The 25,290-nt window shown below is 33.5% G+C and carries 38 protein-coding genes; 2 read left to right on the forward strand and 36 right to left on the reverse strand.

All coding sequences use genetic code 11. The features are described from left to right. The 36 genes from K8Z87_RS08720 to rpsL all read right to left on the reverse strand — a co-directional run bounded on the left by K8Z87_RS08720 (position 1) and on the right by rpsL (position 22,652). A complete protein-coding gene (locus K8Z87_RS08720; protein WP_227477120.1) occupies positions 1–963 on the reverse strand; it encodes an arginase in 963 nt (320 codons plus the stop codon). Positions 964–1,055: 92 nt separating this feature from the next. Next, positions 1,056–2,342 (reverse strand): citrate synthase, encoded by a 1,287-nt coding sequence (locus K8Z87_RS08725; RefSeq protein WP_227477121.1) that lies wholly within the window; start codon positions 2,340–2,342, stop codon positions 1,056–1,058. A 160-nt stretch (positions 2,343–2,502) separates the two neighbouring features. Next, complete coding sequence (gene eno / locus K8Z87_RS08730; protein ID WP_227477122.1) at positions 2,503–3,792, reverse strand: phosphopyruvate hydratase; 1,290 nt, start codon at positions 3,790–3,792, stop codon at positions 2,503–2,505. Positions 3,793–3,941: 149 nt separating this feature from the next. Then, entirely contained in the window at positions 3,942–5,045 is a 1,104-nt protein-coding gene (gene carA, locus K8Z87_RS08735; protein WP_227477123.1) for a glutamine-hydrolyzing carbamoyl-phosphate synthase small subunit, read from the reverse strand. A gap of 203 nt (positions 5,046–5,248) precedes the next feature. After that, complete coding sequence (gene rplQ, locus K8Z87_RS08740; protein WP_227477124.1) at positions 5,249–5,722, reverse strand: 50S ribosomal protein L17; 474 nt, start codon at positions 5,720–5,722, stop codon at positions 5,249–5,251. A gap of 68 nt (positions 5,723–5,790) precedes the next feature. Further along, positions 5,791–6,783 (reverse strand): DNA-directed RNA polymerase subunit alpha, encoded by a 993-nt coding sequence (locus K8Z87_RS08745; RefSeq protein ID WP_227477125.1) that lies wholly within the window; start codon positions 6,781–6,783, stop codon positions 5,791–5,793. A 93-nt stretch (positions 6,784–6,876) separates the two neighbouring features. Further along, complete coding sequence (rpsD, locus tag K8Z87_RS08750) at positions 6,877–7,482, reverse strand: 30S ribosomal protein S4 (protein WP_227477126.1); 606 nt, start codon at positions 7,480–7,482, stop codon at positions 6,877–6,879. Positions 7,483–7,630: 148 nt separating this feature from the next. Beyond that, positions 7,631–8,014, reverse strand: a complete 384-nt coding sequence (rpsK, locus tag K8Z87_RS08755) for a 30S ribosomal protein S11 (RefSeq protein WP_227477127.1) — start codon at positions 8,012–8,014, stop codon at positions 7,631–7,633. Positions 8,015–8,115: 101 nt separating this feature from the next. Beyond that, entirely contained in the window at positions 8,116–8,490 is a 375-nt protein-coding gene (gene rpsM, locus K8Z87_RS08760; protein WP_227477128.1) for a 30S ribosomal protein S13, read from the reverse strand. A 102-nt stretch (positions 8,491–8,592) separates the two neighbouring features. Next, the gene (gene ykgO / locus K8Z87_RS08765; RefSeq protein ID WP_008269159.1) at positions 8,593–8,709 is read right to left on the reverse strand and encodes a type B 50S ribosomal protein L36; all 117 of its coding nucleotides are present in this window, start codon (positions 8,707–8,709) and stop codon (positions 8,593–8,595) included. A gap of 31 nt (positions 8,710–8,740) precedes the next feature. Further along, positions 8,741–8,956, reverse strand: coding sequence for a translation initiation factor IF-1 (infA, locus tag K8Z87_RS08770; RefSeq protein ID WP_007094967.1), 216 nt, complete (start codon positions 8,954–8,956; stop codon positions 8,741–8,743). 10 nt (positions 8,957–8,966) lie between these two features. After that, on the reverse strand, positions 8,967–10,334 hold the full coding sequence (secY, locus tag K8Z87_RS08775; RefSeq protein WP_227477129.1) for a preprotein translocase subunit SecY: 1,368 nt from the start codon (positions 10,332–10,334) through the stop codon (positions 8,967–8,969). 12 nt (positions 10,335–10,346) lie between these two features. Beyond that, on the reverse strand, positions 10,347–10,799 hold the full coding sequence (gene rplO / locus K8Z87_RS08780; protein ID WP_227477130.1) for a 50S ribosomal protein L15: 453 nt from the start codon (positions 10,797–10,799) through the stop codon (positions 10,347–10,349). A 14-nt stretch (positions 10,800–10,813) separates the two neighbouring features. Next, positions 10,814–10,996, reverse strand: coding sequence for a 50S ribosomal protein L30 (gene rpmD, locus K8Z87_RS08785; protein ID WP_227477131.1), 183 nt, complete (start codon positions 10,994–10,996; stop codon positions 10,814–10,816). Positions 10,997–11,009: 13 nt separating this feature from the next. Next, entirely contained in the window at positions 11,010–11,534 is a 525-nt protein-coding gene (rpsE, locus tag K8Z87_RS08790) for a 30S ribosomal protein S5 (RefSeq protein WP_227477132.1), read from the reverse strand. A gap of 6 nt (positions 11,535–11,540) precedes the next feature. Then, on the reverse strand, positions 11,541–11,897 hold the full coding sequence (gene rplR / locus K8Z87_RS08795) for a 50S ribosomal protein L18 (protein ID WP_227477133.1): 357 nt from the start codon (positions 11,895–11,897) through the stop codon (positions 11,541–11,543). Between the two features lie 10 nt (positions 11,898–11,907). Further along, a complete protein-coding gene (gene rplF, locus K8Z87_RS08800; protein WP_227477134.1) occupies positions 11,908–12,450 on the reverse strand; it encodes a 50S ribosomal protein L6 in 543 nt (180 codons plus the stop codon). Between the two features lie 12 nt (positions 12,451–12,462). Continuing rightward, on the reverse strand, positions 12,463–12,861 hold the full coding sequence (gene rpsH / locus K8Z87_RS08805) for a 30S ribosomal protein S8 (protein ID WP_227477135.1): 399 nt from the start codon (positions 12,859–12,861) through the stop codon (positions 12,463–12,465). A 77-nt stretch (positions 12,862–12,938) separates the two neighbouring features. Next, positions 12,939–13,208 (reverse strand): 30S ribosomal protein S14, encoded by a 270-nt coding sequence (gene rpsN, locus K8Z87_RS08810; protein ID WP_099563531.1) that lies wholly within the window; start codon positions 13,206–13,208, stop codon positions 12,939–12,941. 2 nt (positions 13,209–13,210) lie between these two features. Continuing rightward, positions 13,211–13,762 carry a 50S ribosomal protein L5 gene (gene rplE / locus K8Z87_RS08815; RefSeq protein ID WP_227477136.1) on the reverse strand — a complete coding sequence of 184 codons (552 nt, stop codon included), beginning with the start codon at positions 13,760–13,762 and terminating at the stop codon, positions 13,211–13,213. A gap of 2 nt (positions 13,763–13,764) precedes the next feature. Continuing rightward, a complete protein-coding gene (gene rplX, locus K8Z87_RS08820; RefSeq protein WP_227477137.1) occupies positions 13,765–14,076 on the reverse strand; it encodes a 50S ribosomal protein L24 in 312 nt (103 codons plus the stop codon). 14 nt (positions 14,077–14,090) lie between these two features. After that, a complete protein-coding gene (gene rplN / locus K8Z87_RS08825; protein WP_227477138.1) occupies positions 14,091–14,459 on the reverse strand; it encodes a 50S ribosomal protein L14 in 369 nt (122 codons plus the stop codon). A gap of 2 nt (positions 14,460–14,461) precedes the next feature. Continuing rightward, positions 14,462–14,719, reverse strand: a complete 258-nt coding sequence (rpsQ, locus tag K8Z87_RS08830; RefSeq protein WP_006988541.1) for a 30S ribosomal protein S17 — start codon at positions 14,717–14,719, stop codon at positions 14,462–14,464. A gap of 17 nt (positions 14,720–14,736) precedes the next feature. After that, complete coding sequence (rpmC, locus tag K8Z87_RS08835; protein ID WP_227477139.1) at positions 14,737–14,928, reverse strand: 50S ribosomal protein L29; 192 nt, start codon at positions 14,926–14,928, stop codon at positions 14,737–14,739. Between the two features lie 12 nt (positions 14,929–14,940). Then, the gene (gene rplP / locus K8Z87_RS08840) at positions 14,941–15,360 is read right to left on the reverse strand and encodes a 50S ribosomal protein L16 (protein ID WP_227477140.1); all 420 of its coding nucleotides are present in this window, start codon (positions 15,358–15,360) and stop codon (positions 14,941–14,943) included. A gap of 22 nt (positions 15,361–15,382) precedes the next feature. Next, a complete protein-coding gene (gene rpsC, locus K8Z87_RS08845; protein ID WP_227477141.1) occupies positions 15,383–16,108 on the reverse strand; it encodes a 30S ribosomal protein S3 in 726 nt (241 codons plus the stop codon). A gap of 9 nt (positions 16,109–16,117) precedes the next feature. Continuing rightward, a complete protein-coding gene (gene rplV, locus K8Z87_RS08850; protein WP_227477142.1) occupies positions 16,118–16,525 on the reverse strand; it encodes a 50S ribosomal protein L22 in 408 nt (135 codons plus the stop codon). 5 nt (positions 16,526–16,530) lie between these two features. Continuing rightward, complete coding sequence (gene rpsS / locus K8Z87_RS08855; RefSeq protein WP_008269180.1) at positions 16,531–16,809, reverse strand: 30S ribosomal protein S19; 279 nt, start codon at positions 16,807–16,809, stop codon at positions 16,531–16,533. Positions 16,810–16,819: 10 nt separating this feature from the next. Continuing rightward, positions 16,820–17,647, reverse strand: coding sequence for a 50S ribosomal protein L2 (gene rplB, locus K8Z87_RS08860; protein ID WP_227477143.1), 828 nt, complete (start codon positions 17,645–17,647; stop codon positions 16,820–16,822). A gap of 12 nt (positions 17,648–17,659) precedes the next feature. Beyond that, positions 17,660–17,950 (reverse strand): 50S ribosomal protein L23, encoded by a 291-nt coding sequence (gene rplW, locus K8Z87_RS08865; RefSeq protein ID WP_227477144.1) that lies wholly within the window; start codon positions 17,948–17,950, stop codon positions 17,660–17,662. A 7-nt stretch (positions 17,951–17,957) separates the two neighbouring features. Then, complete coding sequence (gene rplD, locus K8Z87_RS08870; RefSeq protein ID WP_227477145.1) at positions 17,958–18,587, reverse strand: 50S ribosomal protein L4; 630 nt, start codon at positions 18,585–18,587, stop codon at positions 17,958–17,960. Continuing rightward, positions 18,587–19,204 (reverse strand): 50S ribosomal protein L3, encoded by a 618-nt coding sequence (gene rplC / locus K8Z87_RS08875; RefSeq protein ID WP_227477146.1) that lies wholly within the window; start codon positions 19,202–19,204, stop codon positions 18,587–18,589. The genes rplD and rplC overlap by 1 nt, the downstream gene beginning before the upstream one ends. A 123-nt stretch (positions 19,205–19,327) precedes the next feature. Further along, a complete protein-coding gene (gene rpsJ / locus K8Z87_RS08880; RefSeq protein ID WP_007650482.1) occupies positions 19,328–19,633 on the reverse strand; it encodes a 30S ribosomal protein S10 in 306 nt (101 codons plus the stop codon). Between the two features lie 12 nt (positions 19,634–19,645). Further along, complete coding sequence (gene fusA, locus K8Z87_RS08885; RefSeq protein ID WP_227477147.1) at positions 19,646–21,772, reverse strand: elongation factor G; 2,127 nt, start codon at positions 21,770–21,772, stop codon at positions 19,646–19,648. Positions 21,773–21,778: 6 nt separating this feature from the next. Further along, entirely contained in the window at positions 21,779–22,255 is a 477-nt protein-coding gene (gene rpsG, locus K8Z87_RS08890) for a 30S ribosomal protein S7 (RefSeq protein ID WP_227477148.1), read from the reverse strand. A 22-nt stretch (positions 22,256–22,277) separates the two neighbouring features. Then, complete coding sequence (rpsL, locus tag K8Z87_RS08895; protein ID WP_019386263.1) at positions 22,278–22,652, reverse strand: 30S ribosomal protein S12; 375 nt, start codon at positions 22,650–22,652, stop codon at positions 22,278–22,280. 179 nt (positions 22,653–22,831) lie between these two features. Between rpsL and K8Z87_RS08900 the strand changes: the two genes are divergently transcribed. After that, the gene (locus K8Z87_RS08900; protein WP_227477149.1) at positions 22,832–24,520 is read left to right on the forward strand and encodes a POTRA domain-containing protein; all 1,689 of its coding nucleotides are present in this window, start codon (positions 22,832–22,834) and stop codon (positions 24,518–24,520) included. Between the two features lie 34 nt (positions 24,521–24,554). Continuing rightward, entirely contained in the window at positions 24,555–25,289 is a 735-nt protein-coding gene (gene rlmB, locus K8Z87_RS08905; RefSeq protein ID WP_227477150.1) for a 23S rRNA (guanosine(2251)-2'-O)-methyltransferase RlmB, read from the forward strand. Position 25,290: the final 1 nt, after the last annotated feature.

Genomic DNA, 25,290 nt, shown 5'->3' on the forward strand with positions numbered 1-25,290 from the left:
TTAGTTAATAGTATTAGTTAAAGTTGGAGTAACAGCGTCCAAAACCTCAAAAGCAGTTTCAGCCATTTTATTTCCTTTAAAATCTAGTAGTGGATTTACTTCTACAAATTCTAAACAAACTACTTTTTTAGTTTCTAACAGCTGATTTATTATTGCTATTACTTCATATTGGTCAAAACCTTTTGGCACAGGTGTTCCTGTTCCATAAGAGATAAGGTCGCAATCCATGCTATCTACATCAAACGATATATAAATCATATCACAATTTTTTAAGCGATCAATGGCTTCATTAACTGTGTTTTTAATACCGCGATGACGTACTTCTGCTACACTATAATTTTTAATACCTAGTTTTTCAATCTGTTTATCTTCGGGTTCTTCTGTATCTCTTACTCCAAAAAACACAAGATCATCTGCAATGATTTTTGGTCCAGGTTTTCCTATATTTTTTAAAGCTTCCCAATATTTATCTGTTTCGCCTGTAACTTCATTAATCTTACTTTCTAAATTATCATCATTTAAAGCGGCTGCTAGTGGCATTCCGTGTATGTTTCCTGAAGGAGATGTATATGGTGAATGTAAATCGGCATGTGCATCAATCCAAACTGCTCCAATACGTTTATTAGGAAATGCTGCTTTTATACCACTTAAAGTTCCTAATGCAGAAGAGTGATCTCCTGAAATTACTAATGGAAATTCATTTTCATTCAAAGTTTTTTCTACGACAAGAGCTACTCGTGAGCATTGATAATAGACATGCTCTATTCGTTTAGCAAACGAATTATTTACTTTGTTATATATAGATTCATTTTCTGTTTCAACATCTTCAAAATCAAATCTTGAAAAATAGTTGTTCTTAGAGTTTATAGCTGCAATTTCAATAGCATCTATACCCATATCTGAACCTCGTGTGCCTGCTCCTATATCTGATCTATTTTTAATAATTTTTATCGCCTTACTCATACTTGAAACTATTATAAACTAAAAATGTCATTTAGAATTTGCCAAAAATAAGCATTTTCTAAATGACATTTATTTTATATAAACGGATCCGTTTATCTTTTTTCTACAGACACAAAAGGTCTTAAGTTTTCTCCTGTATATATTTGTCTTGGACGACCAATTGGCTCTTTACGTTCACGCATTTCTCTCCATTGTGCTATCCAACCAGGTAAACGACCTAAAGCAAACATTACTGTAAACATTTCTACAGGTATGCCCATTGCACGGTATATAATACCTGAGTAAAAATCTACATTAGGGTATAATTTACGATCTACAAAATAAGGGTCATTTAATGCTTCTTGTTCTAAGCCTTTAGCTATATCTAAAATTGGATCATCAACACCTAAATTTGCTAATACTTCATCTGCAGCAACTTTTATAATTTTTGCGCGAGGATCGAAATTTTTATAAACACGATGTCCAAAGCCCATTAAACGGAAAGGATCATTTTTATCTTTAGCTTTAGCCATATATTTCTTAGTATCTCCACCATCTTCTTTAATAGCTTCTAACATTTCTAGTACAGCTTGGTTAGCACCACCATGAAGTGGTCCCCATAGTGCTGAAATACCTGATGATAGAGAAGCAAATAATCCTGCATGTGAAGATCCTACAATTCTAACTGTAGATGTAGAACAATTTTGCTCATGATCTGCATGAAGAATTAATAATTTATCTAACGCATTAACAACAATTTCGTTTTGCACATAAGATTCATTAGGCTTACAGAACATCATTTTTAATACATTCTCAACATATCCTAAATTATTATCCCCGTAATCTAATGGTAAACCTTGCTTTTTACGTAATGTCCATGCAACTAACACTGGGAATTTTCCCAATATTTTTATAATAGCATTATACATTTCTTCTTCAGAATCTACATTGACTGAAGACGGATTAAATGCAGTTAATGCACTTGTTAAAGATGATAGCACTCCCATTGGATGTGCCGACTTAGGAAATGCATCTAATATTTTCTTTATATCATCATCTACAACAGATTTTGATTTTATATCTGCATGAAATTTATCAAGCTGATCTTGTGTTGGAAGCTCACCAAATATTAATAAATAAATGACTTCTAAAAAATCTGCTTTTTCGGCTAACTCCTCAATAGAATAACCTCTATATCTTAAAATTCCTTTCTCACCATCTAAAAATGTGATACTACTTAAGCAACTACCTGTATTCTTATATCCAGGATCTATTGTAGTCACACCATTAGTAACATTTCTAAGGGCTTTAATATCTATAGCAATTTCATTCTCAGTTCCTTCAACTAATGGAAACTCATGTTTTTGACCATTGACTTCTAATGTTGCAGTATTTGACATCTTTATTGTGTTTTTTAATTATTAAGGATTGTAAATTTACGAAAATTATAATAACCTCGAAAAGCATTAACAATCACTTTAACATCCTATTATCATTTAAAATTAAAAGCGATTATTCAAAAGAATAATCGCTTTTATAGTCGTTGTAGTATTAAGGCACTTACTTTACTTTAAATGTTTTTTCTTTCGGGAAATATGCGACTTCATCTAATTCTTCTTCTATACGTAACAATTGGTTGTATTTAGCCATACGATCACTACGTGATGCAGAACCGGTTTTTATTTGTCCTGTATTTAGTGCTACTGCTAAATCTGCAATTGTATTATCTTCAGTTTCACCAGAGCGATGAGACATTACAGATGTATAACCTGCATTATGTGCCATATTTACTGCAGAAATAGTTTCTGTTAATGTACCTATTTGGTTTACTTTAATTAAAATAGAATTGGCAATACCATTTGAAATTCCTTTTGATAAACGTTCAACATTAGTTACAAACAAATCGTCTCCTACCAATTGTACTTTGTCTCCTATTTTTTCTGTTAAGTATTTCCATCCGTCCCAATCGTTTTCGTCCATACCATCTTCAATTGAAATAATTGGATAATTAGAAGCCAATTCTGCTAAATAATCGGCTTGTTCTTTGCTGGTTCTTACAACACCTGTATCCCCTTCAAACTTAGAATAATCGTAATTACCATCTACATAGAATTCTGCTGCCGCACAATCTAAAGCTATCATAACATTATCTCCTAATTTGTATCCTGCTTTTTCAACAGCTAAAGCAATTGTATCTAAAGCATCTTCTGTACCATCTAACGTTGGCGCAAAACCACCTTCATCGCCAACAGCTGTACTTAGTCCTCTATCGTGTAATACTTTTTTTAGATTATGAAAAATCTCGGTTCCCATTTGCATAGCATGAGTAAAATTTTCTGCTTTTACTGGCATTATCATAAATTCTTGAAATGCAATAGGCGCATCACTATGCGAACCACCATTAATGATATTCATCATTGGTACTGGTAATGTATTTGCAGAAACACCACCAACATATCTATATAATGGCATTCCTAATTCATTAGCTGCTGCTTTGGCTGCCGCTAAAGACACACCTAAAATAGCATTTGCACCTAATTTAGATTTATTTGGCGTGCCGTCTAAATCAATCATGATTTGATCAATTAAGTTTTGTTCAAAAACAGAAACTCCTAATAATTCTTCAGCAATAATTGCATTAACATTATTTACAGCCTTTAAAACTCCTTTGCCCATATAATTAGAGCCACCATCTCTAAGCTCTACTGCTTCATGTTCTCCTGTAGATGCTCCAGATGGTACTGCTGCACGCCCCATAATTCCGTTCTCCGTAATAACGTCAACTTCTACTGTAGGATTACCTCTTGAATCTAATATTTGTCTAGCATGAATTTTGATAATAATGCTCATAAAGTTTATTTTTTATTGAATTTTTTCAAATTTACTAAAATCTAATACTATAATTTATAGCACTGATTATTATTATGATTAATTGTGACGAAAATGTTTTCGTAATTACAAAATGGCAACGAAACTGCTGTTCTGTTGCCATTCTTTCATTAGTTATTTTTGATATTGTTTATAAACTCGTCAAATAAATATGTTGAGTCATTTGGTCCAGGGCTGGCTTCAGGATGATATTGTACTGAAAAACAATTTTTGCCTTTTATTTTTATACCTGCAACTGTATCATCATTTAGATGTAAATGTGTAATCTCAACATTACTATTAGCTTCTGCTTCTTCTCTATTGATAGCAAATCCATGGTTTTGAGATGTAATCTCTCCTTTACCCGTAATTAAATTTTTTACAGGATGATTTATTCCTCTATGCCCATTGTGCATCTTATATGTAGAAATTCCATTTGCTAAAGCGATAACTTGATGTCCTAAACAGATTCCGAATAAAGGTTTGTTGCGTTCAATAATTTCTTTAGCAACCGTTTGCGCTTCAATTAATGGTTCTGGATCACCAGGTCCATTAGATAAAAAATAGCCATCTGGTTGAAATGCTTCTAAATCTTCGAATTTAGAATTATATGGAAACACTTTTATATATGCATCTCGCTTTGCTAAATTTCTAAGAATATTTTTTTTAATCCCAATGTCTAAAGCTGCTATTTTATGGGTAGCATTTTCATCTCCATAGTAATAAGGTTCTTTTGTTGAAACTTTTGAAGCTAATTCTAAACCTTCCATACCTGGTTGCTCAGCTAATTGTTTTTTCAACCCTTCTATATTATCTACATCTGTTGAAATTACAGCATTCATAGCTCCGTGATCTCTAATATAGCTCACTAAAGCTCTTGTATCTACATCTGCTATTGCAAGTGTATTATGCTTTTCAAAAAAATCTTCTAATGAATTGTCTGCTGCTACCCTTGAATATTCAAAACTAAAATTTTTACAAATTAATCCTGCTATTTTTACAGAATCGGATTCTATCTCTGATTCTTTTGTACCATAGTTGCCTATATGTGCATTTGTAGTTACCATCAATTGCCCATAATAAGAAGGATCTGTAAAAATTTCTTGATAGCCAGTTGTTCCAGTATTAAAACAAACTTCTCCAAAAGCAGAACCTTCTTTTCCAATAGACTTGCCATGGAAGATAGTACCATCTGCTAATAAAATCAATGCTTTTTTTCTTTGTTTGTATTTCATGTGTTCTTTTTAAAAAATCGTCGCAATGCTGCGAACAAGGGTTTTACAAAATTCCAAAAAAAAAGGATAAACTGAAACAGTTTATCCTTGATATTTATTAATGCTTATTAACACTCGATAATCGAGATTTGTTTTTCTGAAAATCATATTTAAATATCCAACAGTATTGCCTTCAATTTTAATACGTTTCTCTATTAGCATATTTATTCTTCTTCGTTAGAAGTGTTAGTGTCAATTGGCGCAACTGCTGCTGGCTTACTTCCACCTCTTCTACTTCTACGTGTTGTTTTCTTAGCTGGTTTACCTGCGTTATATAACTCATTGTAATCCACTAATTCTATCATTGCCATATCAGCATTATCTCCAAGACGATTACCTAACTTTATAATACGCGTATATCCACCTGGTCTATCACCGATTTTTGGTGCTACATCTCTAAACAATTCAGCTACTGCTTCTTTTTGTCTTAGACGTGCCATAACAATACGTCTATTATGTGTTGTATCTTCTTTAGACTTTGTGATCATTGGCTCAACAAATTGCTTTAATGCTTTAGCTTTAGCAACCGTTGTGTTAATACGCTTATGCTCTATTAAAGAACAAGCCATATTTGCTAACATCGCTTTTCTATGCGCTGTTTTTCTACCTAAATGATTGAATTTTTTTCCGTGTCTCATGACATTTTAATTTCATCATCTTGCTACCAAATCTAAACGATACTGTTTAGAGAGCAAAATATGATGTGTTAGTCTTTATCTAATTTATATTTACTTAAATCCATTCCGAAGTTTAATCCTTTAACATTAACTAGTTCCTCTAATTCTGTTAAAGACTTCTTACCGAAGTTTCTGAATTTCATTAAATCATTTTTATTGAATGATACTAAATCTCCTAAAGTATCTACTTCTGCTGCTTTTAAACAGTTTAATGCACGTACAGACAAATCCATATCAACTAATTTAGTTTTTAATAGTTGTCTCATATGAAGTGATTCTTCATCATAAGTTTCTGTTTGCGCAATTTCATCAGCTTCTAATGTAATACGCTCATCAGAGAATAACATGAAGTGATGAATTAATATTTTAGCAGCTTCTGTTAAAGCATTTTTAGGATGAATAGAACCATCAGTAATAATTTCGAATACTAATTTTTCGTAATCCGTTTTTTGCTCAACACGGAAGTTTTCAATACTATATTTTACATTCTTTATTGGAGTGTATATAGAATCTGTAAAGATAGTTCCTATTGGAGCAGATGCTTTTTTGTTTTCTTCTGCAGGAACATAACCTCTACCTTTTTCAATAGTAATCTCCATGTTGATGTTTACTTTAGGATCTAAGTTACAAATCACTAAGTCTTTGTTTAATACTTGAAATCCTGAGATAAACTTTTGAAAATCGCCAGCTGTAATTTGATCTTGACCAGAAATAGAAATTGTAACAGTTTCGTTATCTACTTCATCAATCTGACGCTTAAAGTTAACTTGCTTTAAGTTTAAGATCATTTCTGTAACATCTTCTACTACACCAGAAATTGTAGAAAACTCATGATCTACACCTTCTATTCTAACCGATGTGATTGCAAAACCTTCTAAAGAAGATAATAAAACACGTCTTAATGCATTTCCTACTGTTAATCCGTATCCTGGTTCTAAAGGTCTAAATTCGAATTTACCTTCAAAATCATTTGAATCGATCATTATAACCTTGTCAGGCTTCTGAAAATTTAATATTGCCATTTTTCTTCGTTTTAATTGTTATTTAGTTGCGCGGTGTATTAGTTTGAAGACGTCTAATAAACCCTTTGGCTAAATAACAATATGATTAAATTATTATTTAGAGTATAATTCAACAATAAATTGCTCGTTGATTTGTTCTGGTATTTGAATTCTTGCAGGAACAGAAACATAATTTCCTTCCATTGTATCATTGTTCCAAGTAATCCATTCATAAACATTGCTAGAATTAGCTAATGAGCTTTGAATAGCTTCTAAGGATTTAGATTTTTCTCTAACACCTACAACATCACCAGCTTTTAATTGGTAAGAAGGTATGTTTACCTTTTCTCCATTTACTGTAATGTGTCTGTGAGATACTAATTGTCTTGCTCCGCTACGTGTTGGTGCTATACCCATTCTGTAAACTACGTTATCTAAACGAGACTCACATAATTGTAATAATACTTCACCAGTAATACCTTGTGCAGCAGTTGCTTTTTTAAACATGTTTCTGAATTGCTTTTCTAAAACACCATAAGTGTATTTAGCTTTTTGCTTTTCCATTAATTGGATTGCATATTCAGATTTTTTTCCACGTCTTCTGTTATTACCATGTTGACCTGGAGGATAATTTCTTTTTTCGAAGGCTTTATCATCTCCGAAAATAGCTTGTCCAAATTTACGAGCTATTTTAGTTTTAGGACCAGTATATCTTGCCATTTTAAATTTGTTTTGAGAGTAATTATTAAATTAAGGTCTTAAGCTTATCCTTTAACAACCGTTTGTCTCTCTTTGATTACTTGTTATTAATTATTTATTTTTGAATTAATTTGAAACACACTTCAACTAGCGAAGTGCAGAAATCAAATTATACTCTTCTTCTTTTTGGTGGTCTACAACCATTATGTGGCTGTGGAGTAACATCAATAATTTCTGATACTTCAATACCTGCATTATGTATAGATCTAATAGCAGATTCTCTACCATTACCTGGACCTTTTACATATGCTTTTACTTTCTTTAAACCAGCTTCTTTTGCTACACCTGCAGCATCTTCTGCAGCTAATTGAGCAGCGTAAGGTGTGTTCTTTTTAGAACCTCTAAAACCCATTTTACCTGCTGATGACCAAGAAATAACGTCACCTTTTTTATTTGTTAAAGAGATGATGATGTTATTAAAAGAAGCTGTGATATGTGCTTCTCCAATTGCATCAACAATTACTTTACGCTTTTTTGTACTTGACTTTGCCATATTTTTTAGTTTCTAGTGTTAGCTTTTAGTTTTGAGAATCCTAAACTTTTACATTTCATACAGATTCATCTAACCTAATGACTAATGACTAATGCCTTTTATTATTTAGTTACTTTTTTCTTATTAGCAACAGTTTTACGTCGCCCTTTTCTCGTTCTAGAGTTGTTTTTAGTACGTTGACCTCTTAATGGAAGTCCAGCTCTATGACGAATACCTCTGTAACATCCGATATCCATTAATCGCTTAATGTTTAACTGAGTTTCAGAACGTAATTCACCTTCGATTTTAAAAGTTCCAACTGCTTCACGGATTGCTCCAATTTCAGCATCTGTCCAATCTTGTACTTTAGTACTTTCGTCTACTTTAGCTGATGCTAAAATTTCTTGCGCTCTACTTCTACCTATTCCATAGATATAAGTTAAAGAAATTACTCCTCTTTTTTGTTTTGGTATGTCTACACCTGCAATTCTTGCCATATTCTTTTAGTTTTTAGCTGTTAGCTTTAGTTGTTAGAATCCTAAACATTGCTATTTCAAACAGATTCATCTAACTACTAATGACTAATGACTAGTGTCTTTTTAACCTTGTCTTTGTTTAAACCTAGGGTTCTTTTTGTTAATAACGTAAAGTCTTCCTTTTCTACGTACTAATTTACAATCAGCACTTCTTTTTTTAACTGATGCTCTTACTTTCATCTGTTCTATTTTTTTTCTTTTTAAATACTAATTAGTACCTATAAGTTATACGAGCCTTAGTTAAATCATAAGGACTCATTTCTAATTTTACTTTATCTCCTGGTAACAACTTAATGTAATGCATACGCATTTTACCAGATATATGTGCAGTCACAATATGACCATTTTCTAATTCTACACGGAACATAGCATTTGATAATGCTTCTATAATTGTTCCGTCTTGCTCTATTGCTGCTTGTTTTGCCATTGTATAAATATTATTGTCCTACTGACTTTCTATTTTTACCTGTTTTCATCAAACCATCATAGTGCTTATTCAACAAGTAAGAATTTACTTGTTGCATAGTATCTATTGCAACCCCAACCATAATTAAAAGTGATGTACCACCAAAGAATAATGCCCATCCTTGTTGAACTCCCATTAACTTTTGAACAAATGCTGGAAACACAGCAATCAATGCTAAGAAAATAGAACCTGGTAATGTAATTTGAGACATTATTTTATCTAAATACTCAGAAGTTTCAGAACCTGGTCTAATGCCTGGTATAAATCCTCCGCTTCGCTTTAAATCATCTGCCATCTTATTTGTCGGTACCGTAATTGCAGTATAAAAATATGTGAATATGATAATTAATAATCCAAACACTATATTATACCATAACCCGAAAATATCTGAAAAATTAGTTTGCATCCAAACACCAGCTGTTGTTCCTTCTAACCATGATGAACCACCAATTAGTGAAGGCACAAACATAATGGCTTGCGCAAATATAATTGGCATTACACCCGAAGCATTAAGTTTTAATGGTAAGAACTGACGTGATCCAAATACATTTTTTTCAAAACCACCAGAAGCCGTTCTACGTGCATATTGCACTTGTATTTTACGTACAGCCATTACTAATAATACGGATGCTATAATAATTACGAACCAAATAACGAGTTCTATTAATATCATCATAAAGCTACCGTTACCGGCACCATCTGTTCTTGACGCTACGTTAAGCAAGAAAGATTGAGGTAGAGTAGCAATAATACCTACCATTATTAATAATGATATACCATTACCAATACCTTTATCTGTAATTTTCTCTCCTAACCACATTGCAAAAACACAACCTGTTACTAATATTAATACCGAAGAAAAATAAAACGTACCCGTAGAAAATCCTGGAACTAATATCGCAGATAATGATGCTTGTCCAGATAAACCTGGTAAACTTGCTAAATATCCTGGTGCTTGAACCAAACAAATACCTATTGTTAACCAACGTGTAATCTGATTGATTTTCTTACGTCCACTCTCACCTTCTTTTTGTAGTTTTTGTAAATACGGTATAGCAATACCCATTAACTGAACTACAATAGAAGCAGAGATGTATGGCATAATACCTAATGCAAATACAGAAGCGTTAGAAAAACCACCACCCGTAAATGCATTGATTAATCCTAGAATTCCTTGACTAGTACTATCTTGTAATGCTCCTAATTTTGATGCATCAATACCAGGTAAGGGAGCTTGTGCACCAAAACGATAAACTAACAATATTCCTAAAGTTAGAATAATTCTATCTTTAAGCTCTGTAATTTTCCAGACGTTTTTTAATGTTTCTATTATTTTCATTCTCTAGTTGTCTTATAAAGTCACTGCTTCACCACCAGCAGCTTCAATAGCAGCTTTTGCCGTAGCAGTAAATTTATGAGCAGTTACTGTTAATTTAGATTTTAATTCTCCACGTCCTAAGATTTTAACTAACTCGTTTTTACCAGCTAATCCTAATCCTACTAATGTTTCAAAATCAACAGTACCTTTAATCTTCTTTTCATCAACTAACTTTTGTAATGTATCAATGTTTACACCTTGATATGCTACACGGTTAATATTTGTAAATCCAAACTTAGGTACACGTCTTTGTAATGGCATTTGTCCACCTTCAAATCCTAATTTTTTAGAATATCCTGAACGCGACTTTGCTCCTTTATGACCTCTTGTTGCAGTTCCACCTTTACCAGAACCTTGTCCACGACCAATGCGCTTTCCTTGTTTTTTTACTGAACCTTCTGCAGGTTTTAAATTACTTAAATCCATTTTTAAGTTTTATTTTATTTTGATTCTTCTACAGAAACCAAATGTGAAACTTTTCTAACCATACCAAGGATATTTGGTGTGTCTTCATGCTCAACAACCTGACCGATTCTTTTTAAACCTAAAGCTTCTAATGTTAGCTTTTGTCTTTTAGTACGGTTGATTGCACTTTTTACTTTAGTTACTTTAATCTTTGCCATCTTATCCTATAGATTATCCGTTAAATACTTTTTCAAGTGAAACTCCTCTTTCTTTAGCGATAGTATGTGCGCTTCTCAATTGTAATAAAGCATCAAATGTTGCCTTAACTACGTTATGAGGATTTGAAGATCCTTGAGACTTAGATAATACATCATGTACACCTACGGCTTCAAGAACTGTTCTTACAGCACCACCAGCAATTACACCGGTACCAGGAGCAGCTGGTATAATATTTACTCTAGCTCCACCAAATTTACCTTTTTGCTCATGTGGTAAGGTTCCTTTTATAATAGGAATTCTTACTAAGTTCTTTTTTGCATCTTCAACGGCTTTAGCAATAGCTGTTGCAACATCTTTAGATTTCCCTAAACCATGTCCTACAACTCCTGCTTCATCACCTACTACTACAATAGCAGAAAATCCGAATGCTCTACCACCTTTAGTTACTTTAGTAACACGTTGTACGCCTACTAAACGATCTTTAAGTTCTAAACCTCCCGGTTTTACAAGCTCTGCGTTTTTATATTTTTGATACATAATGTCTTAAAATTTAAGTCCTGCTTCTCTAGCACCTTCTGCTAATGATTTTACTCTTCCGTGATATAAATATCCACCTCTATCAAAAGCGATGGTTTCTACACCAGCACCTTTTGCTTTTTCTCCAATAGCTTTACCTACTAAAGTTGCAATTTCTGACTTGTTGCCATTAGCAGCGCTAATGTCTTTATCTCTTGAAGATGCAGCAGCAATAGTTTTACCAGTTACATCATCCACGATTTGAGCATAAATTTCTTTATTACTTCTAAAAACAGATAACCTTGGTCTAGATTCAGTTCCAGATACAGTTTTTCGAATTCTGTTTTTAATTCTTTGTCTTCTTTCGTTCTTTGTTAATGCCATAACCTAACTATTAAGCTGATTTACCTGCTTTTCTTCTTATTTCTTCTCCTACAAACTTAACACCTTTTCCTTTGTATGGTTCTGGCTTACGGAAACCACGAATTTTCGCTGCTACCTGACCTACCAATTGCTTATCAAATGATGTTAATTTTACGATTGGGTTTTTTCCTTTTTCAGAAATTGTCTCAACTTTTACTTCTGGAGCTACATCCAAAATAATGTTATGAGAAAATCCTAAAGCTAAATCCAATTTTTGTCCTTGGTTAGATGCTCTATAACCTACACCTACCAATTCTAATTCTTTGGTCCATCCTTTTGACACACCTTCTATCATGTTTGCAATTAACGCTCTATATAAACCGTGTTTTGCTCTTTGATCTTTCTTATCTGAAGAACGCTCTAATGTTATTACACCGTCTTCAATTTTAATATCAATTTCTGAGTACTCTTGAGTTAATTCGCCTAATTTACCTTTTGTGGTAATTACGTTATTATTAACTTCTACAGTTACACCTTCAGGAATTGTTATTGGGTTTTTACCTATTCTAGACATATCTTCCTGTTTTTAGTATACGTAACATAATACTTCACCACCAACATTTTCTCTTTGCGCTTGTTTCCCTGTCATCACTCCATGAGATGTAGAAACAATTGCAATACCTAAACCATTTAAGATTCTTGGCATTTCATTGGCGCCAGCATACCTACGTAAACCTGGTGTACTGATTCTTTGAATTTTTTTAATCACTGACTCTTTTGTGTCTTTATTGTACTTTAAAGCAATTTTAATTGTGCCTTGTACAGTAGAGTCATCAAATTTGTAACTTAAAATATATCCTTGGTCGAATAATATTTTAGTCATCTCTTTCTTTAAGTTAGATGCAGGAATTTCAACTACTCTGTGGTTAGCTTTAACTGCATTTCTAACTCTTGTAAGATAATCCGCTATTGGATCTGTATACATAGTTATTAATTTGCGGAATCGGTTTTTGGCATAACGAACGATTCGTTGCCAAACCTGAATCCAATTTATAATTTATTTTACCAGCTGGCTTTTTTAACACCCGGTATTAAACCTTGGTTAGCCATCTCTCTGAATGTAACACGCGAAATACCAAAAGTTCTCATATATCCTTTTGGTCTACCAGTAAGTTTACAACGGTTGTGCATACGAATTGGTGAAGCGTTCTTTGGTAACTTTTGTAATGCTTCGTAATCTCCAGCTTCTTTTAAAGCTTTACGTTTTTCAGCATACTTAGCAACCGTTTTAGCACGCTTAACTTCACGAGCTTTCATTGATTCTTTAGCCATAATTAATTCTTTTTAAAAGGTAATCCTAATTCTGTTAAAAGTGATTTTGCTTCCTTATCTGTGTCTGCCGATGTAACAAAAGTTATATCCATACCAGAAATTTTATTGATTTTATCAATATCAATCTCTGGGAATATAATTTGTTCTGTAACACCTAAGTTATAGTTTCCTCTACCATCAAAACCTGTAGCTTTGATACCATTAAAATCTCTAACTCGTGGTAAAGCAGATGTAATTAAACGATCTAAGAACTCAAACATTTGCTCACCTCTTAAAGTTACTCTAGCTCCAATTGGCATGCCTTTACGTAACTTAAATGATGCAACGTCTTTTTTAGATAAAGTAGCTACAGCTTTTTGACCAGATATTTTTGTTAATTCATCAACAGCATGGTCAATTAATTTTTTATCTGCAACAGCAGCTCCAACACCTTTAGATATTACTATCTTAGTAAGCTTAGGCACTTGCATTACATTTTTATATCCAAATTCTTCTGTAAGAGTAGGAATAACTTTTTCCTTATACTCTTGTTTTAATCTTGCAACGTAAGCCATAACTAAATTACTTCATTAGATTTTTTAGAAAATCTCACTTTATTATCACCATCCATTCTGTAACCTACTCGCGTAGTTTCACCTTTACTTGTTAATAAAGATAAATTTGAAACATGAATTGATGCTTCTTTTTCAACGATACCACCTTGAGGACTCTGTGCACTTGGTTTAGTGTGTTTCTTCACCATATTTACACCTTCCACGATGGCTCTATTCTTATCTTTTAATACTTTAAGTATTTTGCCTTCTGAACCTTTATGGTCACCAGCAATAACTTGCACAGTATCTCCTGTTTTTATTTTAAGCTTTGTCATCTTAAATTAATGTATTAAAGCACCTCAGGTGCTAATGATACAATCTTCATAAACTGTTTGTCACGAAGTTCTCTAGCAACAGGTCCAAAAACACGAGTTCCTCTCATTTCCCCTGTAGGATTTAAAAGTACACATGCATTATCATCGAATCTAATATAAGATCCATCAGGACGTCTTACTTCTTTAGCAGTACGCACAACAACAGCTGTAGATACAGCTCCTTTTTTTATACTTCCGTTTGGTGTTGCAGATTTCACAGAAACTACAATTTTATCACCTACAGATGCATAGCGCCTTTTTGTTCCACCAAGAACACGGATAGTTAATACTTCCTTTGCTCCTGTATTGTCAGCTACTTTTAATCTTGATTCTTGTTGTACCATAATTACTTAGCTCTTTCAATTATTTCTACTAATCTCCAACATTTAGATTTACTTAAAGGTCTTGTTTCCATGATCTTTACAGTATCACCAATGTTGCAGTCGTTTGTCTCATCGTGAGCGACATATTTTTTTGTCTTTAACACGAATTTTCCATACATAGGATGTTTTACTTTTTTTACTTCAGCAACAACAATAGATTTTTGCATTTTGTTACTAGTAACTACTCCTATACGTTCTTTTCTTAAGTTTCTTTTTTCCATCTTTCAGCAGAATACAATTATTGTACTTCTCTATTAGTTAACTCTGTTGCTATACGAGCTACATCTCGTCTTACGTTACGTAACTGTATAGGATTCTCTAAAGGAGATATAGCATGTGCCATTTTTAGGTCTGTATAACTCTTTTTAGTTTCACTAAGTTTCTCTTGTAACTCAGCTGTAGATAGCTCTTTAATTTCTGATTGCTTCATAATACTTTTATATTAAGCTTCGTAATCTCTAGCTATTATAAACTTAGTTTTTACTGGAAGTTTTTGAGCGGCTAAACGAAGTGCTTCTTGAGCTACTTCTAATGGCACACCACTTACTTCAAATAATACACGACCTGGCTTTACAACTGCCACCCAATATTCAACGGCACCTTTACCTTTACCCATACGTACTTCAAGAGGCTTTTTTGTAATAGGTTTGTCTGGAAATATTTTAATCCATAACGCTCCTTCTCTTTTCATGTAACGTGTAGCTGCAATACGTGCTGCTTCTATTTGACGTGCAGTAACAAACGTAGAATCTAAGGCTTTAATACCGAAAGTTCCATTTGATAACAAATGTCCTCTTCCTGCATTTCCTTTCATACGTCCTTTTTGCTGCTTACGAAATTTTGTTCTTTTAGGCTGTAACATTTTTCTTCTTTACTTTAAAAAATTACTTTCTACGACGTTGTTGGTTTCCTCTTTTAGAGTTTCCTCCACGTCCACCTTTTCCTTTTTGTTTAGAAAGACCCACTAATGGAGAAAGTTCTCTTTTTCCATAAACTTCACCTTTCATTATCCAAACTTTTACACCTAATCTTCCATAAGTAGTATGTGACTCTACTAATGCATAATCGATGTCAGCTCTAAAAGTTGATAATGGAATACGTCCTTCTTTATAGTGCTCAGAACGTGCCATTTCAGCACCGTTTAAACGACCACTAATTTGAATCTTGATTCCTTCTGCATTCATACGCATAGCCGCAGCAATAGCCATTTTAATTGCACGTCTGTAAGAAATTCTACTTTCTATTTGACGAGCAATACTAGCTCCTACCAAATACGCATCTAGTTCAGGTCTCTTAATCTCAAAGATGTTCAATTGAACTTCTTTACCAGTAATTTTCTTAAGCTCTTCTTTTAACTTATCTACCTCTTGTCCACCTTTACCGATAATAATACCAGGTCTAGCAGTAGTGATAGTAACGGTTACAAGTTTAAGCGTACGCTCAATAATCACTCTAGACACACTTGCTTTAGATAAACGAGCGTGAACATATTTTCTAATCTTATCGTCTTCAGCAAGTTTATCTCCATAATCATTGCCACCATACCAGTTAGACTCCCATCCTCTGATAATACCTAAACGATTTCCGATTGGATTTGTTTTTTGTCCCATATCTCTATCTTAGCTTTGTGTTTTGTTTATTGAATCTATCACAACTGTTACGTGATTAGATCTTTTTCTAATTCTATGTGCTCTACCTTGAGGTGCAGGACGCAAACGCTTAAGCATTGTACCACTATCTACTCTAATTTCTTTTACAAATAAACCAGCTTCCTCAATATCAGCGTCTTCATTTTTAGCTTGCCAGTTTGCAACGGCAGATAATACTAATTTTTCTAAACGACGTGATGCTTCTTTTTGGCTAAATCTAAGAATCTGCAAAGCTCTCTCTGCCTTTTCACCTCTTACTAAATCTGCAACTAAACGCATTTTACGTGGTGATGTAGGACAGTTATTTAGCTTTGCAAAAGCAACTTGCTTTTTCTCAGCTTTAATGGCATCTGCCATTTGTTTTTTACGACTTCCCATGATTCTTATTTTTTACCTTTATTCTTAGCACCTGCATGACCACGGAATGATCTTGTTGGTGAAAATTCTCCTAACTTATGACCTACCATGTTCTCAGTAACATATACTGGAACAAATTGACGACCATTATGAACAGCTATAGTTTGACCCACAAAGTCTGGAGAGATCATAGATGCTCTTGACCAAGTTTTGATAACTGTTTTTTTATTTGAAGCTACATTCTCTGCAACTTTCTTTTCTAATTTATAATGGATATAAGGTCCTTTTTTTAATGAACGTGCCATACTATCTTAATTATTTCTTTCTACGTTCTACAATATACTTATTACTCGCTTTTGTCTTAGAACGTGTTCTATAACCTTTAGCAGGTATACCGTTTCTAGATCTTGGGTGACCACCAGATGATTTTCCTTCACCACCACCCATTGGATGATCGACTGGATTCATTACTACCGGTCTTACTCTTGGACGTCTTCCTAACCATCTACTTCTACCAGCTTTACCTGATACCAGTAATTGATGATCTGAATTAGAAATAACACCTATAGTTGCCATACAGTTTACAAGAATCATTCTTGTCTCACCAGATGGTAACTTAACGGTAGCAAATTTACCATCTCTTGCCATTAATTGAGCAAATGCACCTGCACTACGAGCCATAACAGCTCCTTGTCCTGGACGCAACTCTATACAAGAGATAATTGTACCTAAAGGTATTTGACTTAATGGCATAGCATTTCCTATTTCAGGAGCTACACCTGTTTCACCAGAAACGATTTTTTGCCCTACTTGTAAACCATTTTGAGCGATAACATAACGCTTTTCGCCATCTTGGTAGTTTAGTAATGCAATAAATGCTGTTCTGTTAGGATCGTATTCAATTGTTTTAACTTCTGCTGGAATACCAGTTTTGTTACGTTTAAAATCAATAATACGATACTTCTTCTTATGACCTCCACCTAAATGGCGCATGGTCATTTTTCCTTGACTGTTTCTACCACCAGATCTTTTTTTCGGAGCAAGCAAGCTTTTCTCCGGCTTATCAGTAGTTATGGCGTCAAATCCATTTACTACTCTAAATCGCTGAGCTGATGTGATCGGTTTTAATTTTCTTACTGACATTAATGTCTAAAATTACATGTTAGTGTATAAATCTATTACTTCACCTTCCGCCAGTTGTACAATTGCTTTTTTAACAGCATTTGTTTTACCATTTTGAACACCTGTTTTTGTGAAACGGGTTTTTCTATCTGGACGGACATTTATTGTACGAACTTTTTCTACAGAAACTCCATAAGCAGCTTCTACTGCTTTTTTAATTTCTACCTTGTTCGCCTTTGTATTCACTTGAAAAGCATATGCATTTAGCGTTTCGCTTTGCATTGTTGCTTTCTCTGTGATTATCGGTTTTATTAAGATACTCATTGGTGTTCTATTTACTTAAATTCGATTCAATTCCTTCTAAAGCACCTTCTAAAAGAACAACTTTATTAGCGTTCATTATTTTATAAGTACTTAATTCTGAGCTATTTATAACTTCAGAGCGTTTTAAATTACGCGACGACAAATATACATTATTATTTGAGCCTCCCAACACAAATAATGTTTTTTTGTTCTCTACCTCTAATGCTTTCAATACATTAACAAAATTCTTAGTCTTAGGAGCATCGAAGTTAAAATCTTCTAATACTACAATTGACTTCTCATTTGCTTTAATACTCAAGGCTGATTTACGAGCTAAGCGCTTAACATTTTTGTTAAGTTTAAACCCATAATTTCTTGGTCTTGGACCAAACATACGTCCACCACCTTTAAAAACACCAGATTTAATAGAACCTGCACGTGCTGTACCTGTTCCTTTTTGTTTTTTAATCTTGCGTGTACTACCAGCAATTTCTCCTCTTTCTTTAGACTTATGCGTTCCTTGTCTTTGATTAGCCAAGTATTGCTTTACATCTAAATAAACAGCATGGTTGTTTGGTTCTATAGCAAACACGTCTTTAGAAAGCTCAGCTTTTCTTCCCGTGTCTTTTCCGTTGATATCTATAACTGCTACTTTCATTATTTTTCAATAATTACATAAGAGTTTTTGTGACCAGGAACACATCCTTTAACTACTAAAAGATTTTTTTCTGGTACCACTTTATATACTCTTAAATTTTGAACTTTAACTGTATCTCCACCCATTCTTCCGGCCATCTTCATTCCTTTGAATACTCTCGCAGGATAAGAAGCTGCACCAATAGAACCTGGAGCTCTTAAACGATTATGTTGACCATGCGTTGCTTGACCTACACCACCGAATCCGTGACGTTTTACTACACCTTGAAAACCTTTACCTTTTGAAGTTCCTGCTACATCAACAAATTCTCCTTCAATAAAGTGTTCTACTGTTATAGCATCACCTAATTTGTACTCCGCATCAAAACCTTTGAATTCAACAACTTTGCGTTTTACAGAAGTACCCGCTTTTTTAGCATGACCAATGTCTGCTTTAGTAGCGCTTTTTTCTGTCGCGTCATCGAAACCTAATTGAAGTGCACTATAACCGTCTACTTCTTCAGTTCTGACTTGGGTAACGATACATGGTCCAGCTTCGATTACTGTACATGGAATATTCTTTCCATTTTCATCAAAGATGCTGGTCATACCGATTTTTTTTCCAATTAACCCAGACATATTATTTATTATTAATTATTACTATTTATTGTTCAAAATTCAAGGCTGAAAATACGTTTCAGCCTTGAATTGTATTTTTACCGTTTTTCCTTCGCTCGCAGCTCAGGACATGTTTTGTTTCAATTACACTTTAATCTCAACTTCAACTCCACTTGGTAATTCAAGCTTCATTAAGGCATCGATTGTCTTAGAAGACGAAGAGTAAATATCTAATAAACGCTTATAAGAGCTTAATTGAAATTGTTCTCTAGACTTCTTGTTTACGTGTGGTGAACGTAATACAGTGAAAATTTTCTTGTGTGTTGGTAATGGAATTGGACCCGTTACAACAGCACCTGTACTTTTTACTGTTTTTACAATCTTATCAGCAGACTTGTCAACTAAATTATGATCGTAAGACTTTAATTTTATTCTAATTTTCTGACTCATTTTCTTTTAGTTTTAAGCTTCTACGCCTTTTGCTGCTTTAATTACTTCTTCTGATATATTTGACGGAGTCTCTGCATAGTGAGAGAATTCCATTGTAGATGTTGCTCTACCTGAAGATAATGTACGTAATGTTGTTACATATCCGAACATTTCAGATAATGGCACTGTAGCTTTTACTGTTTTAGCACCAGCTCTATCACCCATATCACTTACTTGACCACGACGACGGTTTAAGTCACCTACAATATCACCCATATTTTCTTCTGGTGTTATTACCTCAAGTTTCATAATAGGCTCCATAATCACAGCTTTAGCAGCTTTAGCAGCATTTTTAAATCCAAGTTTAGCAGCCAATTCAAATGATAACTGATCAGAATCCACGTCATGGTATGAACCATCTTTAAGTGTCACTTTCATAGCATCAACTTCGTAACCTGCCAATGGACCATTTACCATTGCCATTTTGAATCCTTTTTCTATTGAAGGGATAAATTCTTTAGGAACATTACCACCTTTAATTATAGATTCAAATTGAAGTCCAACTGCTCCTTCTTCTGCTGGCTCTACCGTAAACACAATATCAGCAAACTTACCACGACCACCAGATTGTTTCTTATAAACCTCTCTATGATCTGCAGCTTGTGTTATAGCTTCTTTATACTCTACTTGTGGTTGACCTTGGTTAACCTCAACTTTAAACTCACGCTTTAAACGATCTACAATTACATCTAAGTGAAGCTCACCCATACCAGAAATAATGGTTTGACCAGAGGCTTCGTCTGAACGCACTGTAAATGTTGGATCTTCTTCAGCTAATTTTGCTAAACCAATACCTAGCTTATCTACATCTGCTTTAGTTTTTGGCTCAACCGCGATACCGATTACTGGATCAGGAAAGTCCATAGATTCTAAAACAATAGGATGTTTTTCAGCTGTTAATGTATCTCCTGTTTTAATAGACTTAAATCCAACAGCAGCTCCAATATCACCAGCTTCTATAAAATCAATTGCATTTTGTTTATTGGCGTGCATTTGGTATATACGTGAGATACGTTCTTTTTTACCAGAACGGTTATTTAACACGTAAGAACCTGCATCTAAACGACCAGAATAAGCTCTAAAGAATGCTAAACGACCTACAAAAGGATCTGTTGCAATTTTAAATGCTAAAGCAGCGAATGGCTCCTTTACATCTGGTTTACGAATTTCTTCTTGCTCAGTATCTGGATTTACACCAACAATACCTTCTTTATCTGTTGGAGAAGGTAAATAACGACATACAGCATCTAATAAGAATTGTACCCCTTTATTTTTAAAAGCAGAACCACAAATCATTGGAATGATTGCCATATCCATTACAGCAGCTCTAAGTGCAGCATGCACTTCTTCTTCTGTAATTGAATCTTCATCTTCCATGAACTTTTCTAGTAAGTTCTCATCGTAACTTGCTACTTCTTCAATTAATAAAGCTCTATATTTTTTAGCCTCGTCTTTAAGCTCATCTGGAATTTCAATAACATCAAAAGTTGCCCCTTGAGTTTCATCATGCCATACAATAGCTCTATTTTTTACTAAATCTATAATACCTTTAAAATCTATTTCGTCACCAATGTTTAAAACAATTGGCACCGCGTTAGATTTTAACATATCTTTTACCTGTTGACAAACACCTAAAAAATTAGATCCTTGACGGTCCATTTTATTAACAAAACCAATACGAGGTACTTTATAGTTATCTGCAAGTCTCCAGTTAGTTTCAGATTGTGGCTCAACACCATCTACCGCACTAAATAAGAATACTAAACCATCTAACACACGTAAAGAACGGTTTACTTCAACCGTAAAATCCACGTGACCAGGAGTATCGATAATATTAAAATGGTATCCTTTAGTTTCTGGAGTTGGTTCTCCATTTTCAATAGGGAATTTCCACTCACAAGTCGTAGCAGCAGAAGTAATTGTAATACCTCTTTCTTGCTCTTGCTCCATCCAGTCCATTGTTGCAGCACCATCATGTACTTCACCAATTTTATGTGAAACTCCTGTATAATAAAGAATACGTTCTGTAGTCGTGGTTTTACCAGCGTCAATATGCGCAGCAATACCTATATTTCTTGTAAATTTTAAATCTCTTGCCATTTCTTATTAAAATCTAAAGTGAGAGAATGCTTTATTTGCTTCTGCCATTTTATGAGTATCTACTCTTTTCTTAACGGCTGCACCTTCTTCTTTAGCAGCAGCTAATACTTCTGCAGCTAAACGTTGTGCCATAGATTTTTCGTTTCTTTTACGTGAATAGCCAATTAACCACTTCATCGCAGTAGAAACTTTACGATCTGGACGAATTTGCATTGGTATTTGGAATGTAGCACCACCAACTCTACGACTACGCACTTCTACGTGAGGCATAACGTTAGACAAAGCGTCTTTCCAAATTTCTAATGCTGTTTTTTCGTCATCATTCTTTTTTTCTTCAACGATATCAATCGCATCATAAAATACTTTAAAAGCTACAGACTTTTTACCATCCCACATCATCATATTAACGAAACGTGTTACTAACTGATCGTTAAATTTTGGATCTGGTAAAAGCGGTCTCTTTTTTGCTGCTCTTTTTCTCATGTCTTCTTCTTAAAGTTTTAAATTACTTTTTAGGGCGTTTAGCACCATACTTAGATCTACGCTGTGTTCTTCCAGATACACCTGCTGTATCTAAAGCACCACGAACGATATGATATCTAACTCCTGGTAAATCTTTAACCCTTCCACCTCTAACCAATACTATCGAGTGCTCTTGTAAATTGTGACCTTCACCGCCAATGTATGCATTAACCTCGTTTCCGTTTGTTAAACGAACCCTTGCCACCTTACGCATTGCTGAGTTAGGTTTTTTAGGTGTCGTTGTATAAACACGAGTACATACACCACGTCTCTGAGGACACGAATCTAAAGCAGCCGATTTACTCTTCTTGGTTATTTTGGCTCTTCCTTTTCGTACTAATTGTGAAATTGTTGGCATATATTTCTATATAATTTTTTATTTAACCCTCACTTTTGAGGGCTGCAAAGGTATTAATTTATATCAATAATTCAAATACAACTACATTAATTTTACAAAGAAATTTTATTATTCATTTTAACCTTATACAATTCGCTATATTTTTGCGTTATTGCCTAGTAAGTATTTGCCTATTTTAAATGATTCCTAAGGTTCGTTTTATTTTTGTTTTTCTGTTTCTGATTATTACCAATTGGGTGAATGCGCAATCCTTAGCATTAAATGTTTTTGCTGAATCAGACAAAGCAACAGCAACTATTGATTCTATTGGTTACAACAAAGTTTTTTCAAATTATAAGACATTAGAAACAGAAGTCTATACTTTAAAAGATAAACTTATAAGAACTGGATATATAGATTTTAAAATAGAATCCATTAAAAAAGAAAACGACACCTTATATAATGCATCTATATATATAGGAGTAAAATTAAATGTTATTAAAGTATTTTTTAAACCTGACTTTAATACAGAACTGCTTAAATTAACCAATGCATCTGTTAGTCTTAATTATTTTGAAGTTGATATCAGTCAATTAGAGATTACACTTAACACTTTAAATAAAGCTATAGCAGAAGAAGGAGATCCTTTTTCGACCTTAAGACTCATTAATATTAGAAAAGAAAATCGTAAAACTATTGCCGCAGATTTAACTCTAAAAAACAATCAAAAGCGTTCTATAGATAAAATTATAGTTAAAGGTTATGAAAAATTTCCGAAAGCCTACATTAAACGGTTTTTAAAACTAAAAGAAGGCAAATCTTTTAATCTTGAAGAGATAAGAAGTAAAACACAGCTTTTAGAGGAATTACGTTTTGCTAAAGAAGTAAAAGATCCTGAAGTTTTATTTACAAACGATTCTACAATTCTATATATATATACCGAAAAAACACGAAGCAATAATTTTGATGGCTTTCTCGGTTTTGGAACTAATGAAAACACCAATAGAATAGAGTTTGATGGCTTTCTTGATTTACGCCTTGTTAACAATTTAAACTATGGTGAATCACTTCGTATTTTATATAAGAGTGATGAAATTGACCAACAGACTTTTGATATTAGAGTTAATGCTCCTTATTTATTTGGTTCTCCAATAGGATTAGATTTAGGACTAAATTTATTTAGAAAAGATTCTACATTTTCAACTGACAAACAACAAGTTCGTTTAAACTATCAAATTAACGCCAATCATAGAATTGGTGTAGGCATTAGTGCTACAAATTCTAGTAACTTGTTAGATAATAGCACTTCAATTTTAAATGATTATAACACAAATTACACTGAGGTTAACTACAATTATATTAAGCCTCAATATTACGACCCTTTATTTCCTATTAATTTTTGGTTTGATATTACAGCAGGTTTTGGGAATAGAACTCAAAATGATATCGAGTTGTCTCAGAGCGCTTTTACATTAGAAACTTATAAGGTTTTTAACCTTAACCCTAAAAATAGTGTTTTTGTAAGAGTCACAGGAGCTTCATTAACTTCTGATGATTACTTAGATAATGAACTTTATCGATTTGGTGGTATTAATTCTATTAGAGGTTTTGAAGAGAATAGTTTAGTTGCTAATCTATATGGAGTTTTAAATACAGAATATCGCTACCGCTTAAGTAACACTATATATGTACATTCTGTTTTTGATGCTGCCTATTTTGAAAATGAGATTACAAATAATGAAACCAATCTCTTTGGATTTGGATTTGGCCTTGGGCTTTTAACACAAGCTGGATTATTTAAACTCAACTATTCTAGTGGGAAAACTGAAAATAGATCATTTAGATTATCTGACTCTAAAGTACATGTGAGTTTAACCGCTACTTTTTAGTTATAAATGTCAATTGGTTTTATACCTTTGCGACATGATTAAAGAAACCACCATTTTTGGTATCCGCGCTATTATTGAAGCCATTAAATCTGAAGAAAATATTGATAAAGTATTTCTGCAAAAAGGATTGCATGGTGAGCTTTTTCAAGAATTAGAAACTTTAATACGTAGTAAACGATTAAACGCATCTTATGTCCCTGTAGAAAAACTAAATCGTTTAACCCAAGGGAATCATCAAGGTGCTGTTGCCCAAATTGCTCCAATTGCATTTTATAATATTGAAACCTTGGTTGAAAATGCATTAGAATCAGAAAAAACACCTTTATTCCTTCTACTCGATCAATTAAGTGATGTCCGTAATTTTGGTGCTATTATACGTACTGCTGAATGTACTGGTGTTACCGGAATTATTATTCAGAAAAAAGGTGGAGCTCCAATTAATGGAGATACTATTAAAACAAGCGCTGGTGCTATTTTTAAAATTCCGATTTGCAAAGTCGATCACATAAAAGATGCTGTTTTCCATATGCAAGCTTCAGGAATTAAAGTTGTTGCTGCAACTGAAAAAGCCAAGCATTTAATTTATGATATTGAACTTAATGAACCTTGTGCTATCATTATGGGATCTGAAGGTCGTGGAATTAATCCTTCGGTTTTAAAAGCTGTAGATGAAAAAGCAAAACTTCCTATTTTAGGGGATATAGAATCTTTAAATGTGTCCGTAGCTTGTGGTGCATTTTTGTATGAAGCTGTTAGGCAACGAAGTTGAG

It is taken from the genome of Winogradskyella immobilis (assembly GCF_021887715.1).
In the GTDB taxonomy this organism is placed as follows: domain Bacteria; phylum Bacteroidota; class Bacteroidia; order Flavobacteriales; family Flavobacteriaceae; genus Winogradskyella; species Winogradskyella immobilis.

Bases quoted from the DNA above. Each gene is read 5' to 3' on its own strand.
- rlmB (WP_227477150.1), top strand. From the start codon at position 24,555: ATGATTAAAGAAACCACCATTTTTGGTATCCGCGCTATTATTGAAGCC.
- rplR (WP_227477133.1), bottom strand. From the start codon at position 11,897: ATGGCATTAACAAAGAACGAAAGAAGACAAAGAATTAAAAACAGAATT.
- rplW (WP_227477144.1), bottom strand. From the start codon at position 17,950: ATGAGTATCTTAATAAAACCGATAATCACAGAGAAAGCAACAATGCAA.
- rpsC (WP_227477141.1), bottom strand. From the start codon at position 16,108: ATGGGACAAAAAACAAATCCAATCGGAAATCGTTTAGGTATTATCAGA.
- rpsM (WP_227477128.1), bottom strand. From the start codon at position 8,490: ATGGCAAGAATTGCAGGTGTAGACATACCAAAACAAAAAAGAGGAGTA.
- K8Z87_RS08900 (WP_227477149.1), top strand. From the start codon at position 22,832: ATGATTCCTAAGGTTCGTTTTATTTTTGTTTTTCTGTTTCTGATTATT.
- rplF (WP_227477134.1), bottom strand. From the start codon at position 12,450: ATGTCTAGAATAGGTAAAAACCCAATAACAATTCCTGAAGGTGTAACT.
- rpmD (WP_227477131.1), bottom strand. From the start codon at position 10,996: ATGGCAAAGATTAAAGTAACTAAAGTAAAAAGTGCAATCAACCGTACT.
- rpsJ (WP_007650482.1), bottom strand. From the start codon at position 19,633: ATGAGTCAGAAAATTAGAATAAAATTAAAGTCTTACGATCATAATTTA.
- carA (WP_227477123.1), bottom strand. From the start codon at position 5,045: ATGAAATACAAACAAAGAAAAAAAGCATTGATTTTATTAGCAGATGGT.
- rpsQ (WP_006988541.1), bottom strand. From the start codon at position 14,719: ATGGAAAAAAGAAACTTAAGAAAAGAACGTATAGGAGTAGTTACTAGT.
- rpsL (WP_019386263.1), bottom strand. From the start codon at position 22,652: ATGCCAACAATTTCACAATTAGTACGAAAAGGAAGAGCCAAAATAACC.
- eno (WP_227477122.1), bottom strand. From the start codon at position 3,792: ATGAGCATTATTATCAAAATTCATGCTAGACAAATATTAGATTCAAGA.
- rpsK (WP_227477127.1), bottom strand. From the start codon at position 8,014: ATGGCAAAGTCAAGTACAAAAAAGCGTAAAGTAATTGTTGATGCAATT.
- rpsG (WP_227477148.1), bottom strand. From the start codon at position 22,255: ATGAGAAAAAGAGCAGCAAAAAAGAGACCGCTTTTACCAGATCCAAAA.
- rplQ (WP_227477124.1), bottom strand. From the start codon at position 5,722: ATGAGACACGGAAAAAAATTCAATCATTTAGGTAGAAAAACAGCGCAT.
- rplE (WP_227477136.1), bottom strand. From the start codon at position 13,762: ATGGCTTACGTTGCAAGATTAAAACAAGAGTATAAGGAAAAAGTTATT.
- rplX (WP_227477137.1), bottom strand. From the start codon at position 14,076: ATGACAAAGCTTAAAATAAAAACAGGAGATACTGTGCAAGTTATTGCT.
- fusA (WP_227477147.1), bottom strand. From the start codon at position 21,772: ATGGCAAGAGATTTAAAATTTACAAGAAATATAGGTATTGCTGCGCAT.
- K8Z87_RS08720 (WP_227477120.1), bottom strand. From the start codon at position 963: ATGAGTAAGGCGATAAAAATTATTAAAAATAGATCAGATATAGGAGCA.
- infA (WP_007094967.1), bottom strand. From the start codon at position 8,956: ATGGCAAAACAAGCAGCAATAGAGCAAGACGGAACAATTATAGAAGCA.
- rpmC (WP_227477139.1), bottom strand. From the start codon at position 14,928: ATGAAGCAATCAGAAATTAAAGAGCTATCTACAGCTGAGTTACAAGAG.
- rplV (WP_227477142.1), bottom strand. From the start codon at position 16,525: ATGGGAAGTCGTAAAAAACAAATGGCAGATGCCATTAAAGCTGAGAAA.
- rplD (WP_227477145.1), bottom strand. From the start codon at position 18,587: ATGAAAGTAGCAGTTATAGATATCAACGGAAAAGACACGGGAAGAAAA.
- rpsE (WP_227477132.1), bottom strand. From the start codon at position 11,534: ATGTATCAAAAATATAAAAACGCAGAGCTTGTAAAACCGGGAGGTTTA.
- rplB (WP_227477143.1), bottom strand. From the start codon at position 17,647: ATGTCAGTAAGAAAATTAAAACCGATCACATCAGCTCAGCGATTTAGA.
- ykgO (WP_008269159.1), bottom strand. From the start codon at position 8,709: ATGAAAGTAAGAGCATCAGTTAAAAAAAGAAGTGCTGATTGTAAATTA.
- K8Z87_RS08745 (WP_227477125.1), bottom strand. From the start codon at position 6,783: ATGGCAATATTAAATTTTCAGAAGCCTGACAAGGTTATAATGATCGAT.
- secY (WP_227477129.1), bottom strand. From the start codon at position 10,334: ATGAAAATAATAGAAACATTAAAAAACGTCTGGAAAATTACAGAGCTT.
- rpsS (WP_008269180.1), bottom strand. From the start codon at position 16,809: ATGGCACGTTCATTAAAAAAAGGACCTTATATCCATTATAAATTAGAA.
- rplP (WP_227477140.1), bottom strand. From the start codon at position 15,360: ATGTTACAGCCTAAAAGAACAAAATTTCGTAAGCAGCAAAAAGGACGT.
- rpsH (WP_227477135.1), bottom strand. From the start codon at position 12,861: ATGTATACAGATCCAATAGCGGATTATCTTACAAGAGTTAGAAATGCA.
- rplO (WP_227477130.1), bottom strand. From the start codon at position 10,799: ATGGATTTAAGTAATTTAAAACCTGCAGAAGGTTCAGTAAAAAAACAA.
- rplC (WP_227477146.1), bottom strand. From the start codon at position 19,204: ATGTCTGGGTTAATTGGAAAAAAAATCGGTATGACCAGCATCTTTGAT.
- K8Z87_RS08725 (WP_227477121.1), bottom strand. From the start codon at position 2,342: ATGTCAAATACTGCAACATTAGAAGTCAATGGTCAAAAACATGAGTTT.
- rplN (WP_227477138.1), bottom strand. From the start codon at position 14,459: ATGGTACAACAAGAATCAAGATTAAAAGTAGCTGACAATACAGGAGCA.
- rpsD (WP_227477126.1), bottom strand. From the start codon at position 7,482: ATGGCAAGATATACTGGTCCTAAAACTAAAATAGCTCGTAAATTTGGA.
- rpsN (WP_099563531.1), bottom strand. From the start codon at position 13,208: ATGGCTAAAGAATCAATGAAAGCTCGTGAAGTTAAGCGTGCTAAAACG.